This is a genomic window from Chitinophaga rhizophila (genome assembly GCF_019492185.1).
GTDB classification, from domain to species: Bacteria; Bacteroidota; Bacteroidia; order Chitinophagales; family Chitinophagaceae; genus Chitinophaga; species Chitinophaga rhizophila.
This window is the reverse complement of record NZ_JAICCF010000001.1, coordinates 1,012,429-1,029,592: the sequence shown is the minus strand read 5'-3', so window position 1 is coordinate 1,029,592 and position 17,164 is coordinate 1,012,429. Positions and strand designations below refer to the sequence as shown.

The 17,164-nt window shown below is 40.7% G+C and carries 15 protein-coding genes and 1 tRNA gene; 4 read left to right on the top strand and 12 right to left on the bottom strand.

Going from position 1 to position 17,164, the window contains the following annotated elements; genetic code table 11:
- Window positions 1-2: 2 nt before the first annotated feature.
- From K1Y79_RS03730 to K1Y79_RS03705, 6 genes are all read right to left on the bottom strand, one after another.
- Window positions 3-1,328 carry a relaxase/mobilization nuclease domain-containing protein gene (locus K1Y79_RS03730; protein WP_220248655.1) on the bottom strand — a complete coding sequence of 442 codons (1,326 nt, stop codon included), beginning with the start codon at window positions 1,326-1,328 and terminating at the stop codon, window positions 3-5.
- Complete coding sequence (locus tag K1Y79_RS03725; RefSeq protein ID WP_220248654.1) at window positions 1,313-1,699, bottom strand: plasmid mobilization protein; 387 nt, start codon at window positions 1,697-1,699, stop codon at window positions 1,313-1,315. The genes K1Y79_RS03730 and K1Y79_RS03725 overlap by 16 nt, the downstream gene beginning before the upstream one ends.
- A 300-nt stretch (window positions 1,700-1,999) precedes the next feature.
- On the bottom strand, window positions 2,000-2,752 hold the full coding sequence (locus K1Y79_RS03720) for a hypothetical protein (RefSeq protein ID WP_220248653.1): 753 nt from the start codon (window positions 2,750-2,752) through the stop codon (window positions 2,000-2,002).
- 10 nt (window positions 2,753-2,762) lie between these two features.
- Window positions 2,763-3,551: a hypothetical protein gene (locus K1Y79_RS03715; protein ID WP_220248652.1), complete on the bottom strand. Its 789-nt coding sequence runs from the start codon at window positions 3,549-3,551 to the stop codon at window positions 2,763-2,765.
- Between the two features lie 211 nt (window positions 3,552-3,762).
- Entirely contained in the window at window positions 3,763-4,461 is a 699-nt protein-coding gene (locus tag K1Y79_RS03710; RefSeq protein ID WP_220248651.1) for a hypothetical protein, read from the bottom strand.
- 144 nt (window positions 4,462-4,605) lie between these two features.
- A complete protein-coding gene (locus tag K1Y79_RS03705) occupies window positions 4,606-5,433 on the bottom strand; it encodes a hypothetical protein (RefSeq protein ID WP_220248650.1) in 828 nt (275 codons plus the stop codon).
- Window positions 5,434-5,479: 46 nt separating this feature from the next.
- On the opposite strand from K1Y79_RS03705, the gene K1Y79_RS03700 reads away from it, so the two are divergent.
- The 4 genes from K1Y79_RS03700 (at window position 5,480) to K1Y79_RS03685 (ending at window position 9,743) form a co-directional block, all read left to right on the top strand.
- Window positions 5,480-5,854, top strand: a complete 375-nt coding sequence (locus tag K1Y79_RS03700; RefSeq protein ID WP_220248649.1) for a hypothetical protein — start codon at window positions 5,480-5,482, stop codon at window positions 5,852-5,854.
- 67 nt (window positions 5,855-5,921) lie between these two features.
- Window positions 5,922-7,529, top strand: coding sequence for a hypothetical protein (locus K1Y79_RS03695; RefSeq protein WP_220248648.1), 1,608 nt, complete (start codon window positions 5,922-5,924; stop codon window positions 7,527-7,529).
- A gap of 300 nt (window positions 7,530-7,829) precedes the next feature.
- Complete coding sequence (locus K1Y79_RS03690; RefSeq protein WP_220248647.1) at window positions 7,830-9,092, top strand: ImmA/IrrE family metallo-endopeptidase; 1,263 nt, start codon at window positions 7,830-7,832, stop codon at window positions 9,090-9,092.
- A gap of 9 nt (window positions 9,093-9,101) precedes the next feature.
- A complete protein-coding gene (locus tag K1Y79_RS03685) occupies window positions 9,102-9,743 on the top strand; it encodes a P63C domain-containing protein (RefSeq protein ID WP_220248646.1) in 642 nt (213 codons plus the stop codon).
- Between the two features lie 79 nt (window positions 9,744-9,822).
- Here K1Y79_RS03685 and K1Y79_RS03680 read toward each other — a convergent pair whose 3' ends face one another.
- From K1Y79_RS03680 to treZ, 6 genes are all read right to left on the bottom strand, one after another.
- Window positions 9,823-10,296, bottom strand: a complete 474-nt coding sequence (locus K1Y79_RS03680; RefSeq protein ID WP_220248645.1) for an HAD domain-containing protein — start codon at window positions 10,294-10,296, stop codon at window positions 9,823-9,825.
- 16 nt (window positions 10,297-10,312) lie between these two features.
- Window positions 10,313-10,690, bottom strand: a complete 378-nt coding sequence (locus K1Y79_RS03675) for a hypothetical protein (RefSeq protein WP_220248644.1) — start codon at window positions 10,688-10,690, stop codon at window positions 10,313-10,315.
- A 204-nt stretch (window positions 10,691-10,894) separates the two neighbouring features.
- The gene (locus K1Y79_RS03670; protein ID WP_220248643.1) at window positions 10,895-12,079 is read right to left on the bottom strand and encodes a tyrosine-type recombinase/integrase; all 1,185 of its coding nucleotides are present in this window, start codon (window positions 12,077-12,079) and stop codon (window positions 10,895-10,897) included.
- 401 nt (window positions 12,080-12,480) lie between these two features.
- A tRNA-Leu gene (locus tag K1Y79_RS03665) sits at window positions 12,481-12,564 on the bottom strand.
- Between the two features lie 62 nt (window positions 12,565-12,626).
- Window positions 12,627-15,263, bottom strand: coding sequence for a malto-oligosyltrehalose synthase (gene treY, locus K1Y79_RS03660; RefSeq protein ID WP_220248642.1), 2,637 nt, complete (start codon window positions 15,261-15,263; stop codon window positions 12,627-12,629).
- Entirely contained in the window at window positions 15,250-17,082 is a 1,833-nt protein-coding gene (gene treZ / locus K1Y79_RS03655; protein ID WP_220248641.1) for a malto-oligosyltrehalose trehalohydrolase, read from the bottom strand. The genes treY and treZ overlap by 14 nt, the downstream gene beginning before the upstream one ends.
- Window positions 17,083-17,164: the final 82 nt, after the last annotated feature.

The window sequence follows — 17,164 nt, the reverse complement described above, 5'->3', positions numbered from 1 at the left end:
GTTTATAAATGAAGTCCTTTTTTCTTTTTTCGTTTTTTCTTCTTGTAAGGGTCAGGTTGATAATTCTGGTTATCGTTTCGCAAGAGATCGGAAAATATTTCTAGCGCAGCAGAGCGTTCCTGGCTGTCTGCCTGAAGGTCTGGAAGACTATAGGTTTTTATGTTATTCATACTTCCAGCGTTACCATGTTGATTGGTCGTTCCGGAACCTGTTATATTTTGAGTTGAATTACCAGCAGGAGCTTTGTTAATAAGGTAGGCAGTAACAGCATTAACAGAATACTCATTTCCCAGGTCACTTCCTTTGATCGCAATGCGATTTTTATTATCAATGAAGGTTAACCCATAAGCACGTCCGTCTTTTGTGTCTTTAAACACAGCCTTTATACCAACATTTCGTAATTGCTCAACGAATGATTTACGGGATGTGGTTTTTGGGGAAACCAAAACTCTATTTATAATAGCCTTTGTTCTATCAACTTTGTTTGCTCGATTCTTTTTATTGTTAGCAAAAGTTTTCTCAAGATTACTTATAGTGGGTTTCTTGTAAAGGCTGCTTGCCTTAATTCCTTTACCGATTCGGTTACCTAATGAATCGGTAACATAATACACCAACCCCTTCTTTTCCTGCATTTTACTTCCCTCCGGACCAGTATAAGCAACAATATTATATTGCTTCAATATCTCATTGTATTCGGCAAGTGAAGTGAAATTATAAGCTCTAACAACTTCTCCAACAACATTTCCTATAGCTTTTTTAGTAGGAACTTCTCCGTAAACAACCTTGGCAATATTTACGGCTGGCAATTCATTGTGCTGAGCAAAGTCCTTTTTAGTTGCTTTAACCAGGTTATATTTAACCTCCAATGCCTTCCTTGCCGGCTCTGATTTAAGCTTTCCTATCCATCTTAGGTCAACAGATGTCCTGTCAGGTTTAATGTTGGTGGTTACTATATGGATGTGGGGATGGGCTGCGTCATTATGTTCATAGATTAGAAATGGTTGACCCTTAAATCCAATTTGCTCCATATATTCAGTGGCGATCCTTGTCACCTTGTGGTGCCAATGTGCTACGGCTGCTTCATCATTGATGTCCGGCTTTTCTGATGGGTCGAAGTTTAAGGAGATATGTACGCATTTAATATCTCTTTTATCATTTAGGGATGCCAGCTTTTCCAGCATTCCTAATTTCTCAGAAAAGCTTAGACCCTTCGTGTCTTTTAGGAAATTCTCTGCATGTATAAGGGTAGCTTTTCCTTCCGACACTTTCCGTTCGTTATATTCTACAGCGCCCCTAATAACTTCCCCTTGATTTATTCTTGCAACCATTTTTGTGAGAAAAAGTCCATCCTTGATATAATATCGTTCATCTTTTTGTGAAGTGCCAGGTGGCCCTTTTGGTTTTCTTCCAGCCAAACCCGCATTTCAGCTTTGGGTAAATCTGTCTGTAATTTCCTGGTTACGAGGTTAAGGTTTTTGCCAAGATAGTTGAGTTCTTTGCGCAAGATCACTAGCTCCTGGATTAACTCGTCAAGAGATTGGCTTCTTGTAAAGGCTGTGATTTTGTCTTCCAGTAAAACGCGACGGACAAAATCACAAAGAAAAAGGCAATTCGTTTTTTTTAGCCTTGCTTGGAGTTTTTCCAATTCTGAAGGAGAAAGACGCACATGTATCCACTTATTTCTTTTTTCACTATTCATTACTTAGCATCATTTTTTAGGTAAATAAGAAATATTACTATCAGAAAGTCATTATCAAACCACCTTCTGACCGATGGCAAATAGCCTCGATTCCGGAATTTTCCATCCAGCTATAAATCCTAGAAAAACCGACTTTGGAGGTTTTTCCCCTGTGACAACTATGGCAGTCACCTCCGATGTGATACATCGGTACATCTTGCTGACTACACTTACAGGTAGTCAGGATTAAATGGGCCGATAGGCCCATTCTTTTAGGGCGTGTCCTCCCTTTTTTTTGATGGAATAGTTAAGCGATTTTATTTATGGGATTAGCTGATTTTCCTTATCATTTGATACCTTTCGCGCTACAGTTAACTGGAATATTTTCTTTTGTTCAGATTTTAATTCCCAGGTAAATTTCACTTCCGATCTTTTGACCAGTCGAAATCTGTTGGACGATTTATTTGGCCTGTCTTTTACAAAGTCTTTAGAGATATATAGCTTTCCGGTATCGAAGTTTGCAATCAGAATTCGTTCGTCTGGCAATTTTAAGATACCAGTTCGTACCAATTTTAGTTTTGCATCCAATGAGATATTATTTGAAATGATCACGTCCGGCAGAAATGTAGAGATGCTAAATTCTATTTCAGGAACAGATAAATCCATCTGCTTTGACCTACATTGTCTTATACAATCCTGGTAATCGTTTCTTCCGGTATTTAGGTACAGAATACTTCGGCTCGGATTATAAAATTGACACTCTGAGGTAAGGATTTCTGTTCCTCGATTATCATACTTGTTCAGGTTTTGATAGATGACATGCAACTTCCCGTCATCTGGCCGAAAGTGGAGCCTATCATTTTTATTAAGTAATGTCGTTCCTGTTTGAAGTAAAATCAGCTTTTGTTCGTCCGATATTACAATGCGCAAAACTTCATCAGGAAGAATGTACATTATCGATTTTAAGTCAATACCGTTAACCAAGCCGTAACCATTCGCTATAAACCTTGAAACATACTCCTTGTACAGTGGATCATCGGACGAAACAACAAATGATTGCTGGACTTCTTTCATATCCATGAAATTATAAGTGCAAGGTGTTATTGCTATTTTCAATCTTGAATACAGAAACTTGCGTAATAACGTCGTTCTTTAAACCAACGCCTTGAGCCATCAATTTTTCGTAGTCGTATTGGCAGTTCATCCTTTTTACCACGTTCCATTGCTTTTCCGTATTTGATTTTTCGGGGTTTCGATTTGCCCATAGCAATAAATAGGACGCGGTATCAAATTGAAGTTGCTTCTGATCATTTAAACTAATGGTGAATCCTGCAAAAAGTTTCCTTTTTGAAACGTCATCAAGCCGGTTGCCAAAAACATTATCAGGTAATAATTCTAGTATCGTACCTGGCACGTTTTGTAAGTTTAACTGAGGATGCGCATTTGAGTGTAAATACGCTTTTGAATATTCAACGAAGTCGGGATGATAGGTGTTTATATACAATGTATGTGGACAGGGCGTCATAAAGACACACTCGTAATTCTTTACCGGAACGAGTCGTTTTCGAAAATCAGACTCCAGCATGGCGGCTTTTTCAATAATAAGATGACCTTTTTCGGGGTCAAATTGTAACACAAGAAACTCGTCCAGGTAGATGAATAAATCTGAAAGTAAGTCAATTTTACTTGCCTCAGAAATTTCATACCCTTTGATGGTATCCGGAATTAGGTGTAAAATGGTTCTTATATCCATGTCAACTGATTCACCATATCCATAGCGCATATACTGATTCACGTAAGCCTCGTAACTTGGATGATGAATATTTACGGTATATGGTTGATCTTCCTGCTCAAAAATTTGCTTATTACTCATATGTCTGGTTTTTAAAATTTTAAAGGATCTGCGTTTTGAGGTCCAAAGGACGGCTTTGGAAGTTCCCGATTTGTTCTACTTATTGCTGGTAAAACAGGAAACAATTGGGCAGTAAATTGGACAGCGAAAACTGATCAATTAATATATCCCTAGTTGAACTTATCTTTGGTCAGTCAAATAATTTTATAAGAAAATGGATTTGAAGACTGAATTAAAGAGAGATTTCATTGCCCTTATTATTACCTCTCGTAAGTTGCTTTACGATGTCGAGTGATTTTTGTCTGAGGATTTTCTCGTCATCGTATTTGAAGGCCACTTCACCGTGGTATAATAGATGTGTCTTTAACCTATCTGCTGGGGTAAACAAAAGGTTGCCAGTGTCTCTGTCAACTGATAACACGGAGTTATCCTTCAATTCAAGCAGCCCCGTTCGGATGAATTTTTCTTTTTGATTATTACTCAGTCGATTAATAAATAACCTGTCAGGTACCAATGCCGTTAAATTACTAATTGGTGTTATCTCATTTGGTTTCATTTTATCAACATAATTTTCCAGATAGGCGTTTAATCCTGGATTAAGAATGTCGATATAAAATTCAGCGCGATTTGCAAATTGGCATTGCCGATTTGAAATGAGGAGTTTATGATTTTCATTTGGATACCTTACCATTGAATGAAGGATCTTGCCGGATTCCTCTTCTAAAAAAAGGTAGTTTTTAGGCGCCAGCTGCGTACGGCCCGTTGTCAATAATTCGACTTTTGCCATTTGGGACATAAATAAGCCGTGGACCATATCTGGCAATTGGTGAAATAATGTAGTAGGACTTGCAATCGTCTCAGAAAAAAAACGCATGTAGACGGGATCATTGGTATCCATTGCAAGAATGCCGGTTTTGATTTCTGGATTCATTAGATTCTTATTTAGCCTCAAATGAAATAAGAATCTAGGCGTGAAAAGTTTCCTAAATTTCTAGTAATAAATAGGTCTTCTTATCTTTATTAGTCAAGGAGCAATAATTAAATCACTGTGTCGGTTCTAAGCCGATAAAATCCTTTATAGCCCTAGGTCAAGCCCTGGACGTTTTGTCTTGATCTGACTTTTATGTTCAGTTATCTGATTAGATGCATTTACTTTATGTGGGATTTCTACGTTTAATTTATTATTGCCATCTATTCCCGGCCTGAAGAATAAAGGAAAGAAGAACTTGTCTTTTTCGAGTTGTTGACGAAGTATTTTTGGCAGGTCGTGTTTGTATTCTCGGTGCAGATGAATAGGCAAATCAATATCCATAAAAGTACATTCTTCCCGCCACACAGGGAACCAGGTGCTGCGATTAGCGCTGCATAGAACCTCTCCTGATTTCTCATTGACCTTTATCCAGACGTTGTTCGGCATTTGGACTTCCAGTAAACGAAATAACAAGCTACCATCCCTGCTTTCAAGCGGTTGACCCATAATTGAAGTCGGAAGTAACTTTTTCATGGTCTCATATGGAAATAGGTCAGAATTGTTGGTTAATACTTTCTGTGACTTATAAATTTGATACGTCCGGTCTTCTGTATTTATCATCAAAGGACTTTTCCCGATGTAAAGGAATTCATCGGTATTTATATGTCCATTCCAAAGCCAATTATCGGGATCTCTTTTGTCTAATATCTCTAGGAACCCATACCGGGTATCAAGTATCAGGGTGATATTCGGTTCTAAATCTAAGTAACCGTTTTGTAACAGGAGCCTTTTATCGCCAGGTGATAGGACGTAATTTTTAACCACATCAGGTATGATATGTTGAACGGCTCCCAAACTGATAAAGTTGCGGTAGAGGTATTTTTGGAAAAGCGGATGTGATGTATCAAATCTGAACTTCTCAAAAATTGACATGTTTGAGTAATTTGAGTACCAAATGACGTTGTTATAACCTCAGCAAATGTTTTTGATGTTACTGGTAATAATATCCCGAGCCCCGGTTTCTAGTAATCATGGAAACTTTCTTGATCCTATTTCTTTACATATTGCCGCTAACAATAAAATCGTAAAAATGGTGAAAAAGGAAGAACAGATAGTAATGCGGGCAGTAGCCATTTGCTTTAAGCCATATCTGAAATCAGAAGAAGCTCTTATATATTGCAATTTAGGTCGAACCCAATTCGCTCAAAAATGCAAGGAATTTGGGATATTTAAAAATACCGCTGGTTATTATGAGCGGGAGCAGCTGGACAATTTTATGGGTGGAGAAGAATTGGCTATTAAGAAGCAGGTTGACAGTAAAAATTTAGATAGGCGAATTAAAAGGTTGCCATAATTAGGCAGTGCGCAAAAAGGTTGCGCATGTGCTTTGTAAATTAGCAACAAAAGATAAATGGTATGATATGATTACAAGCATCCGTTTCAATGAAATCGAAAAAGAAGTTCGAACTGCCGTTGCTGAATTGTTTGATCGTGCTGCTAAAGACCAAGAAAATTATATTCTTTGGTTAGCAGATGCTGACTACCTCGAAGATTGGGACCCACCACTACATAACCCGTACGTGCTATCAAATAAGCAAGATTATTATAAAGAGTATGGCAGAATGGAATTTTCTCAGTTTTACCTTAATAAAGTGTACAATATGGGAAAACACGTAGATCAAACTATTGATCACCCATTGGGAATACAATTTGAAATGATGATTTATTGCCATATTTGGGAGTCCAATAGATTTTTGAAACAATTATTTCGGCTTGATAAAATAGCTAGTGGACATGGATTTCGTTGGAAAGTGTCAATGCCTACAAGCCATAAGAACAAATTTATTCGAAAGCTGAAGAAGCGATTGAAAAACGGTGGTCTTAAAATAGGTGACATTATAGATAAGGGCTTTCATAACTCAATTAGGAAGTCATTCTTACATACCGAATTTGAGATCAACGATTTAAACAAGTTAATTGAGCTACATACATACAGGGTTGGTCCAAAAGAAAGTCACGATATTGACCAAATTGATTTTGCTAGTTGGACAGAGCGGTTTATATATTCCGTGATGTTTGACTATACATTTATGAACGAAAAAGTCAAGAGAAGAAAAAATATAGTAAATGATTGGGGCCGTGACGATTTTCAGGTGCAATGGCCAACTGGAAGTGATCAGAGTCGCACTTTGACGATCTATTTTGATCATATTAGAGGAGATTTTGATTTTCAAAGGGTAAGTTCTTCTGACATTCAAACGCATCATGAACAACAAACAGAGCAACGTGAGACATCGGAAAATGTTGAACCTGAAATTGGCCAGTCAGATTTTGTTTTAATAGACGTGCAAATAAGGGAGCTGATACGTAGTCTAATCTCAAAAATGAGTGACAAGGCAATTGAAGGATACTTTGAATATTGGTTGTTTGACATAGAGCATGATATTGAACGTAATGAATTTATATCATTAGCTCTTAAAGATGATACAAGACTGCAGACAACAGCTTCTGTAATTCATGAAATATACATAGAAAAAAAGGTTGAGTTGCCAATCGAAATCCGGATACAAATTGAGTTGCTTATATACAGCTGGATATGGGAGTCTAAACCATTTTTGCGTCTTTTGAGAAATGCATCTATTATCATCTCAGGTGACGGTGACCTTGGCTCACCTTTGGAACAAGACAGGAGGAAGTTAATTTCTGAAATAGTAATGAAGTTTGAAGCTGGTGGTTGTGAACTTGGGACGTTCATAAATTCAATATTTTACCCATCACTTCGTAATGCATTTGCTCATTCTGATTATGATCTTAACTTACATAATAAACTAATTATCCTGGATACTTTTAGAAATGTGAATAGTGATTGGGATATTTCATCTATTTCCTTTGATGACTGGAACAAATGTTTTCTTGGTACAGTTGCGCTTGATTATATTTTCATATTAGTAAAGGACCTATATAAAGAAACTTATCCAAAAGAATTTTTACAAACATTTCTAGACGAGCTAAATAAGTCTAATAAGTAAGGTAATCTTAAAGTGGCAAGGATATTATTACCATAAATAACATGTTTATATGAGAAAAATCTGTCCAATTAATGAAGACTCCGCATGTTCTTAATACATATTCATAACTGTTCATTATGTTTTGATTCCTGGTGCATAAATAATTATCAAATTGTTGATAAGTTATAAAATTAATTACAAATTCTGTATTAATGTGCTGTTTATCAAGCTTATATGAAATGTTTATCGATTTTTAGGTCTGGCTCCCACCATTTATATTTATCTTAAAATAGTCCGGTAATTCTGCATTTTTTTTTGCGCATGTCTTTGAAAAAGGCCAAAATGGCCTTATCTTCGTTCCAGAACTTAAAACGGACCAAGAAAGCAGGGATGAGCAATCACGAAATAGATACATTACTGAAAGGGTTATTTCAACCGCAAAGCCTCCGGGAGCTATTTGAAAGAAAGCTCAAGGATCTTGACATGTCAGCAACAGCTGTGGCAGGTTTACTGGATATGCAGCATCGGGCTTTAACTGGCATACTAGATGGGACCCAAAAAACAGTTGATTACACATATTTTATTAAGCTAGCAAGTTTCTTACAGCTACCCAGAGAGAAGGTGGTGGAATTATACATGCTGGCGCTGGAATCGAACTTTCCGACTACAACAGTTTCACCTGAAAAGGTCCAGTTTATCAAAAACAACTTTGACTTAGCTGCACTTCGTAAGGCCGGATTTATTGACAGTGTGACTGATTTTCAGCAGATAGAGAAACGCTTGCTAGATCGTTTAGGGCTAAAATCCATATTTGAGTATCGTCCTCAAAGAGGTGATGTTGCCTTCAGTGCGGGCCTCATACAGCCCAAAAACCAAATGATTAGGTCCACCTGGATTACAGCAGCGACCGCTATTTTTGATGATTTAGCTAATCCATACCCTTATAATCGGCAACACTTGATTGAGTACTTTCCTCAAATTCGCTGGTACTCAACTAACCTCGAACGTGGGTTAACTGATGTCATTCGTAACCTATACAGGATAGGTATAACGGTAATTTATATGCCTCCTTTACCGACTCTTCATTTGAGAGGAGCGACCTTTGCTGTTGATGATAAGCCATGTATAGTACTGACTAATTATCGCGGATATTATGCAACACTTTGGTTTGCCCTTATTCATGAACTTTACCATGTGTTGTTTGATTGGGATGATATCCGAATTAACTGTTACCATTTAACAGATGAAGATAGCAATGAATTAAGTGTTCAGCACCGGGAGGAATTAGCTAACGACTTTGCGCGTGAGTATCTTTTTCCAAAAGAGAAAACGTCCGCTCTTAAAAGGCACATAAACGATCATAAGTACATAAATGAAGTAGCCCGTACAAATCATGTGCATCCAAGCCTAATTTATGTCTTCGATGCCTTCGATAGTGGAACGGGAGACAGAAGAGCATGGGGACGAGCGAAGCTCTTAGATCCAACCGCAGATGTTGCAGTTGGTAACCTTAAGTTTCCGTGGGAATCTAAAGAATCACGGGAGGATATGGTTAGAAAACTAAAACAAGAAGTTTATATCTAAAACACAAGCATGAAAGAACATGAAACAGACAGCTCCAAGCAGCCGGAGCTAAACCAAGACAAACAGCCGCTGCCTCGTAAAGCTGCCGACATGACGAAGGAAGAGCTTGAGCAGCAACGGGCACTATTAACTAGGATGCTCATTCAGGCGCCTGCTGATAAAGCGAAGGCCGACGAGCTAAAACGGGAGAAGGATTTAAGGGAGATTGAACTGATTGGTGGTAAGATAATCAGCCTGCAGCAAATCAAAGACATGGTTACAGCTGCACGTCAACCCTACGAACCGAAGTTTGGGCGCGGCATAGATTTCTTCCCGGAGATGTACCGGCTAAAAGGTTGGACAGACAAAGACCCTTATGCTTTCATAAAGCCTTACGAGGTTGGGGATGAATTTAACCAGGTGATTTACTCACGTTTTAAACCGGATGTTCGTCCAGCGTTACAGGCATTAGCAGTACCGGGTGGCGTTCGAATAGATAAGTTTTTCCAGTACTTGACACCAGAGGGGGTAGTATTATTAGAACTATATAGAGATGAAGCGATTGCACTTATGAAGCAATGTACGACGTGGTATGAATTCAGGGTTAGATATGGCAGGGCTTATGGTGTTACAGTTCCAATGAAAATGTTCGAAACTTATAAAGGGGTTTAAGGATGGGACAGGCAGTTCGGCGTAAGGCAAAAAAATCCCACCTTCATTGAAGATGGGAGTGAATAAATTTATTGAGTAATCAATAAGAAACCTGGCCGTTTGTGTCCACCATGCTATCTATTTCTGACAGATGGTTTTCAGTAAGTCCAATGTAAGGACTTGTTAGTATCAGGTGCTCCTTCAAAAATCTTGGAAGGTCGTTTAATCCTTTGTCATCGTCGAGGATAACAAAATCCTTCGCCGGTGAATGAAGGTTAAACCAATTAATCAGTTCGCTTTTGCGTGATTGATGATCAACATTTGCTGGTAAAGACTGGATTTTACCGGTAACATCGATGCCTCTTTTTGAAAATATGTCTTCCCACTTGGCAAGGGAATATTTTTCCTTATGAGACGTTGTCAACATAATGGTAGCATTGTATTCGGATAATAGACGATTTAGTGTACGGGTCGCTGCGGTACTAAACGCTGCGAATCCGTCCGCTAAAAAGTCGGGAAGTTTATGGCTTTTACAAGGAACCATCACTCCGTCTATGTCCAGGAATACTAACATTTGCGCAAAGGTACAACTAAATTAATAAATGAGCTATGTTTTCGTATTCGGTATTGTTAAATTTGGCATCTTGCTCATTCAGCATTTTAATCTTGTCTTTAGTATCCCAATTATTGGGGTCTAACTTAACTGATTCCCAATGTACTATATCGGGTAATGCGGTTATGCCCTGGCTTCGACCAATGGGCACCTCAGCCAGCAAAGAGGCAATGTAGCGGTGATGCCCGTTACAGATGTAGCCGTTCGTAACAAGAATATCAGAGAACCTCATTCCACCTTTCATTTTTAGGTAAATTCTGTTAATGACTGGTATGCTTACGCCGTTCTGGGTAGCATGTAGCTCGATTCCTTGGTCAATTAATGCCTTGACCATATCGGGGGGAATCTTTTTCAATGTAGTATATAGTTAAGTTTTAGAGATTGTTGCGATACCGGGCGTTTGGTAATACTTACCATTTACCGGTATGGGCAGTTTCGCTCATATAGTATGAGCCCGCTGTTTTGATTCAAATCACAAATAAATTACTTTTGTTTCAACAAACCTTTGCCAATTTAGAAAATAAGGGCTGTGTCTTTGGGGAGACACAGCCCTTATCATTTATTGTCTTGCATTAGTGATTCCAAAGGAGCAGGGTTTACAATTCGTACCCATCGAGATCACCCGCCCTGGTTCCTTCAAATTCAAATAATCCGGCAACTGGTCGGGCGTAGGCATCAGGTCTACGGTGGCTGCATGATCCTTCGGACGGTGGCGCTTATAGACTTCTGACACATACTTAGTAGTGGTATGCCCTAAGATAGCTGCAACGGTAGCAGTGTCAACCTTCTGGTCCTGAAGCAGGATCGATTTGGTGAGCCTCCCTGATTTAGGGCTGATATCCTTCTCGATGCCCCGTTCCTTTGCCCACTGTTTAATATACTTAATACAGGTGGTCCGGGAGGGGAGGTTAAATACCGGCCTGTCCAATGGGATAGGATTAGGCAGATTTCGCCTACGCTTGCGCAGCAGGATCATACAGATTTCATGAAGTGTTACAATTACCGGCTGCTTAGTTTTAGCCTGTTTGAATCGCGTGGTATACTGGTCAGCGATAACGGATCTCCATTTGAGCGCCATCACATCACACCACCTAACACCTGTGTACAGGCACCAGATAAAGGCTTCGATTACTTCCACCATGTGCGGTGGTGGCTGTACTGAGATAAATTTCAGGAACTCGTCAGGTTCCAGGAACTCCGGTAAATCTGTGCTCGGATTCTTCTTCGCAGGTATTTCAGCGGCGGGATTAATTCTAAAGTAGCCGTCACGTGTAGCCGCTTTCATCATCCGCTTGAAATAGGAATAGTAGTTCATGGGCGTCTCTCCATTGAACTTGTCCAACAGGTAGGCCCTAAAACGAAAACACACATCATAAGTAATCTGAAGGGGGGAGACCACCGGCTTTTTCATAAAGATCTTGAAGTGATTCAGACTGCCTTCGAGGTGGCGGTTGCCCTCCCTTTTGTTATCTGCCACGAACTGCGCATAATAGTCATAAAAGTTTTCTTTGAACTTATGTTTTGGAACATAACCGGTGCCGATAGCCTGGTTGTCTATGATGTCATGGCCTTCCTTAACGATCATTAGCTTTTTGGTTTCTTCGTTATGTTCTTTCTCAATTGCGTTCTTAGGTTTCGTCCATAGAAACATTCCTGTTTTTACACGTCCACCAGGACCACGACCATAATCATAATAGAGGTAGAACTTTTTGCCGTTGGGACTTTTCTGCTTCACTATTTTCATGCTACACTGTTTTTAACGGTGACGAATAGTGGGCACAAGGAATATGCCTGTAAGTGAGGCTGGCAGTCCGTTTCAGGCATTAAAAACGGGCACTGAACAGAAGCGTACAAATGTGAACAAAAGAAAATGGAGAAGAATTTTTGGGATGGTCTGCCACCAGGGAATAGTGGTGCACCGTCCTGATTTTTTGTCATAAGCAGCACAACGCGGAACATGTTATTCAGCATTGATGTTCCGGTTGTGTGCTGAGAAAAGGGGATTGCCGTGCTGTAAAAAACTTTAGTCATGGCTTTAGTCAAATTTTAGTCAAGGATGGTGGTAGGAACCGTGAAAAAGCGACTAAAAACAATTTGACCAAAAACAAAAAGGGTTGATAATCAATCGACTATCAACCCTTGTAGTGCCCAGAACTGGATTCGAACCAGCACACCCTTGCGAGCGCTGCGACCTGAACACAGTGCGTCTACCAATTTCGCCATCTGGGCAACTGATATCCGTGTCAGGGAGTGCAAATGTAGAAACTTTTTTATAACTGACAAATTTTTTTTCAGACGCTACTTTTCAATAGTCCTAAGGGGAAAGTTTTAAGCACTTCTGCAGCCTTTAACTGTCCTTCACCATTTAGCTTCTCGCCCGTGAATATATGTTCCCAGGAGGCAGGCGCTCCGGCAGGTAACAGCACCGTTGTACTGGCAGTTGCGGAACCCGGAAGAGGGACTATAACGACTACCCATTCTTGGCGGTGTACACGTGCGTAAGCAACAACATCACTGCTACTGGTCTGTAATGGAAGGTAATCACCATCCAGGAATAGATCAGCATTCTGACGACGGAAGTTTAGCGCTTTCCATGTAACGAACAGTTTTTCAATACCCAGGTGCCTGTGTTCAGCAAGGTATTCAAAGAAGCCGTTCTGTTGCTCTTTTGCAATAATTGTATCAAGATATTGCTTACGGGTGGCATAGTCTACCGGACGACGGTTATCAGGGTCTACATAGCTGAGATCCCATAATTCACATCCTTGGTAGATGTCTGGAATGCCAGGAGCTGTAATCTTGATTAATGTCTGAGAAAGCGTAGCAAAGAAAGCATGTTTATTGATAGATTCAATCAGGCTGCGCACTTCGGTCAGGAATTGCGCCTTGTCTGTCAGCAGGTATTTAATGAATCCGGTAGCGCTATTTTCATAAGCTTCTTCTGGGGAAGCCCAGGTCGTATTCACTTTTGCCTCGCGTAATGCTTTTATTACATACTGTTGCAGGCGTTCAATATATTCGTCTGTTACTTCGCTATCTGATGGAAAGCCAGAAATGACAGATTGATAGATGAAGTATTCGTCATTGAAAGTAAGGCCGTTAGTATAAGGCTGATGCCGTTGACGCCACTGCTGTACCAGGTCTTTCCATGCATCGGGCATCAGAGATAGCATATTCAGACGCAGACGCCCGTCTTCTCCGCGTTTGGTATCATGCGTAGCAGTAGTGTTTAATGAAGCCGGCGTATGCTGCTGCCGCGCTGTAAGCCTTTGATGGAAGGTATTGACAGTAAAGTCTTCTATCGCCGGACTGTCCCCAACCTCATTATGAGATAGCAATGCATTGTATACGTAGAAGGTAGTGTCTTCAACACCTTTAGCGGTAACCGGACCAGTGAATTGCATCAGGCGTTGCAGGAACAATAAGCGGTTACGTGCTCTTTCCTGGTCTGGAATCTCTTCCCACAATGCTTCAAGCAAGCCGATTTCAGATTCGGCTTGTCTGTTCATAGCCCGAATACGCGCGAAAGTTGTATGAATGATTTCCTGCGCATAATCATCCAGTGGAAAACGGTCAGGGTAGAGACGATATATTGGCAGACATACAATAAACAAAGCAAGTGCTTCTTTTAACTGATCGCGGTTAGTCCGTGCATCCGCCAGTTTAAGCGTATAACAGTACCTTACCAGGTTTTCCCATTCGCCAGCCATATACCGCTCCAGAATCAGTCGCTTCTTTTCATTGACTATATCCTTATAAGCTGGCTGTTCCGGTAGTTGGTTCTTATACCATTCCTCCAGTTGATGTTCTCCGGTTTTATTTGTCAGCAGGTGATTGGTAAATGAGAGAAATTCATATCCGCTGGTACCTTGTAATGCCCAGTCGGAAGGAATAGACTCTTCGCTTTCCAGGATCTTCTCAGCTATAATGTAGCATTTGCTGCCAAACAGCACGCGTAATCGCTGTATATAAGTAGCAGGATCCCGGAGGCCGTCTATATGGTCAATCCGTAGACCCTGTATCAATTCCTCCCTGTATAGGCTATGAAGGAAGGTATGATATTCATCAAATACCTGCTGTGATTCCATACTTAATGTGATCAGCTCATTCACAGTAAAGAATCTGCGATAGTTGATCTGCTTATCTGCTTCCTGCCAGCTGCATAAATGGTAATATTGCTGTTGTAAGAGCTGTAGCAATAGATCGCTGTCATTGCTGATCTTTGCAGCAATACCATCTAATACCGGCTTATTGGCAGTTGCATACAGTTCCTTCTTCACTTGTTCCCACTCTTTTGCTGCAATACCTCTTGTAGCCTTCTGGTACAAGGAGTCAAAAAGACTTTTTGCTGGTAAAGCGTCGCTGTCTGTCAGGGTTGTCTGTAAAACATCATACGCAGATATTGACAAAGGGAATTTCTGTTCAAAGTAGCTGACTGCTAAGCCTTCCTCTGTATTTACAATCTTTATTTCACCGTCTTGTACACATTGCTCCAATGTCTTTCCCAGCACAGGGGTTATGAGTTTGCCTGATAATTCCCGGGAGGGATGTTGCCAGTCTATATCAAAATATTCATAATATGGAGATAATGGCCCTCGTTCCATCACGTCATACAAGCGGTAATTACTCATGTGAAAGGCCATATGATTAGGAACAATATCCTGCAACCAATTCATACCCTTCTCTTGTAGTACTTTCTTGATGTCGCGCAACTGGTCCAGTGTCCCTATAGTTGGATTGATCTGATGAGGGTCTGTTACATCGTACCCGTGCATGCTGCCTGGCGATGCACTGAATATAGGGGAAGCATAAATGGTTGAAATACCTAATTTATGCAGATAGTCCAGGATGTCTTTTAAATCATTGAACGTATAATCTCCGTGTAATTGCAGACGATATGTAGCTGATGGTATATTATGCGATTTCATAAACGATTGCTGAATGTGGTTGTAATGATATTACTTCGGATGCTGTTGCTATATCTGGAGCCAGCGCGCCTGGACCATTCCATATAGCAGCAGCTGAGTCAAATTTCTTATGCAGTTCTCCGGAGCCTGTGTACTGATAGGATACTACATGATTGCTATAATTGAACAATAGCAGTAAATGATTATTATCTCCTGATCGTTCTACCAATAGAAGTTGTTCCTCCGCTTGCGGTATTTGCACCTTTACGCTTTCTCTCAATGTATTACGCATTGCAGGATAGGCAGTGCGGAACGCTATGAGGAACTTGTATAGTTCAGTCAGTGCTGTCGCAGCAGCCGTTTTTATATCCCAACTTAGTGTTGAGTTGCTGAACGTCGATATCTCCTGTGGTTCAGGTACTTCACCTTCCCAGGCAAAAGAGGCAAATTCCTCCTTACGACCATTGCTGACTGCTGCAATCAGTTCTTTATCGCTATGGCTTGTAAAGAACTGAAATGGCTTCGTTTCTCCATATTCCTCTCCCATAAACAGCATTGGTACATGGGGTGACAACAGCGTTGTTGCTGCGGCCAGTTTTTGTGCCTCAAAAGACAACTGGGTAGTCAGCCTGTCGCCAAGCATCCTGTTCCCGATCTGGTCATGGTTCTGCGCGAAAACAACAAACTGATCGTAGCTATTCTCTTTGGCGGATGCACCGAAATGCCTTTTACGTACATCTGAGTATTCCCCTGTAAAAACATAAGTATCCTGGAAGGATTTGGCTAGTGCTGTCAGTCCGCCGAAATCTGCATAATAACCATTTACCTCTCCTGTCAGGAGGCTATGTAAGGCATGGTGAAATTCATCTACCCATTGACCATGCATGCCATATCCACCTTTTTCGCGAGGCGTAATGTAGCGTGGACTATTCAGATCAATTTCTGCTATAAGTAGCTTCTTTCTGCCGGAAGAGGCCTGTAAGGCATCTACTAATTCGGATAGTTCTGCGGTAAAATGTGTTGCTCCACAATCCCATATGGCGTGTACAGCATCCATCCGCAGACCGTCAATATGAAATTCGTCCAGCCACATCAGCGCGTTTTGGATATAGTATGCTCTTACTGCGTCACACCAGGCATCGTCAAAGTTCAATGCTGGTCCCCATGGTGTTTTGTACTTGTCTGTAAACCACGGGCCATATTGCGAAAAGTAGTTACCTTCTGGCCCTAGGTGATTATACACTACATCCAGTATGACTGCTATACCATGCTGATGCGCAGCATTCACCAGAGATTTTAATCCCTCCACTCCGCCATAAGAGTCCTGAACGGCAAAGGGATATACGCCATCATATCCCCAGTTTCTGTCACCCGGGAATTGAGCTACCGGCATAATCTCAATGGCATTAATGCCAAGTGAACGCAGGTAGTCCAATTTTTCAATAATGCCCTGGAAATTATGCTTGGAAGAGAATGTACCCGTATGTAATTCATAAATTACTAATTCTCCGAGATTAAGTCCTGTCCAATTGCTGTCCGTCCATTCATAATTCGTATCAATAATCGCTGACGGACCGTGAACGCCTTCTGGTTGGTAACGGGAAGCTGGATCGGGTAATTCCATCTCTTCGTCCAACAGATATTTGTAGCGTGCGCCGGCAGGTACGTCTTCGACTATAGTATGCCAGAAGCCCTTATCATCCCGTTGCATCGGATACAGCTGCTGCTGTGGCTGCAATAGAGAAAGGCAGACCTGCTTACGAAACGGTGCCCATACACTAAACTTACAAGAATTATCAGGCTGTAAAGCAGCCCCTGCAAAAGGATATATTTGTGCCAAAGCTATTTTTAAGCGTGAGCAGTGAAAATAATATGCCAGTGATCCGGGCGGCATGGGGGCTATCTACTTGCCTGATAATGTG

Coding starts and splice junctions, on each gene's coding strand:
- K1Y79_RS03730 (WP_220248655.1), bottom strand. CDS start 1,328: ATGGTTGCAAGAATAAATCAAGGGGAAGTTATTAGGGGCGCTGTAGAA.
- K1Y79_RS03725 (WP_220248654.1), bottom strand. CDS start 1,699: ATGAATAGTGAAAAAAGAAATAAGTGGATACATGTGCGTCTTTCTCCT.
- K1Y79_RS03720 (WP_220248653.1), bottom strand. CDS start 2,752: ATGAAAGAAGTCCAGCAATCATTTGTTGTTTCGTCCGATGATCCACTG.
- K1Y79_RS03715 (WP_220248652.1), bottom strand. CDS start 3,551: ATGAGTAATAAGCAAATTTTTGAGCAGGAAGATCAACCATATACCGTA.
- K1Y79_RS03710 (WP_220248651.1), bottom strand. CDS start 4,461: ATGAATCCAGAAATCAAAACCGGCATTCTTGCAATGGATACCAATGAT.
- K1Y79_RS03705 (WP_220248650.1), bottom strand. CDS start 5,433: ATGTCAATTTTTGAGAAGTTCAGATTTGATACATCACATCCGCTTTTC.
- K1Y79_RS03700 (WP_220248649.1), top strand. CDS start 5,480: ATGTTTTTGATGTTACTGGTAATAATATCCCGAGCCCCGGTTTCTAGT.
- K1Y79_RS03695 (WP_220248648.1), top strand. CDS start 5,922: ATGATTACAAGCATCCGTTTCAATGAAATCGAAAAAGAAGTTCGAACT.
- K1Y79_RS03690 (WP_220248647.1), top strand. CDS start 7,830: ATGTCTTTGAAAAAGGCCAAAATGGCCTTATCTTCGTTCCAGAACTTA.
- K1Y79_RS03685 (WP_220248646.1), top strand. CDS start 9,102: ATGAAAGAACATGAAACAGACAGCTCCAAGCAGCCGGAGCTAAACCAA.
- K1Y79_RS03680 (WP_220248645.1), bottom strand. CDS start 10,296: ATGTTAGTATTCCTGGACATAGACGGAGTGATGGTTCCTTGTAAAAGC.
- K1Y79_RS03670 (WP_220248643.1), bottom strand. CDS start 12,079: ATGAAAATAGTGAAGCAGAAAAGTCCCAACGGCAAAAAGTTCTACCTC.
- treY (WP_220248642.1), bottom strand. CDS start 15,263: ATGAAATCGCATAATATACCATCAGCTACATATCGTCTGCAATTACAC.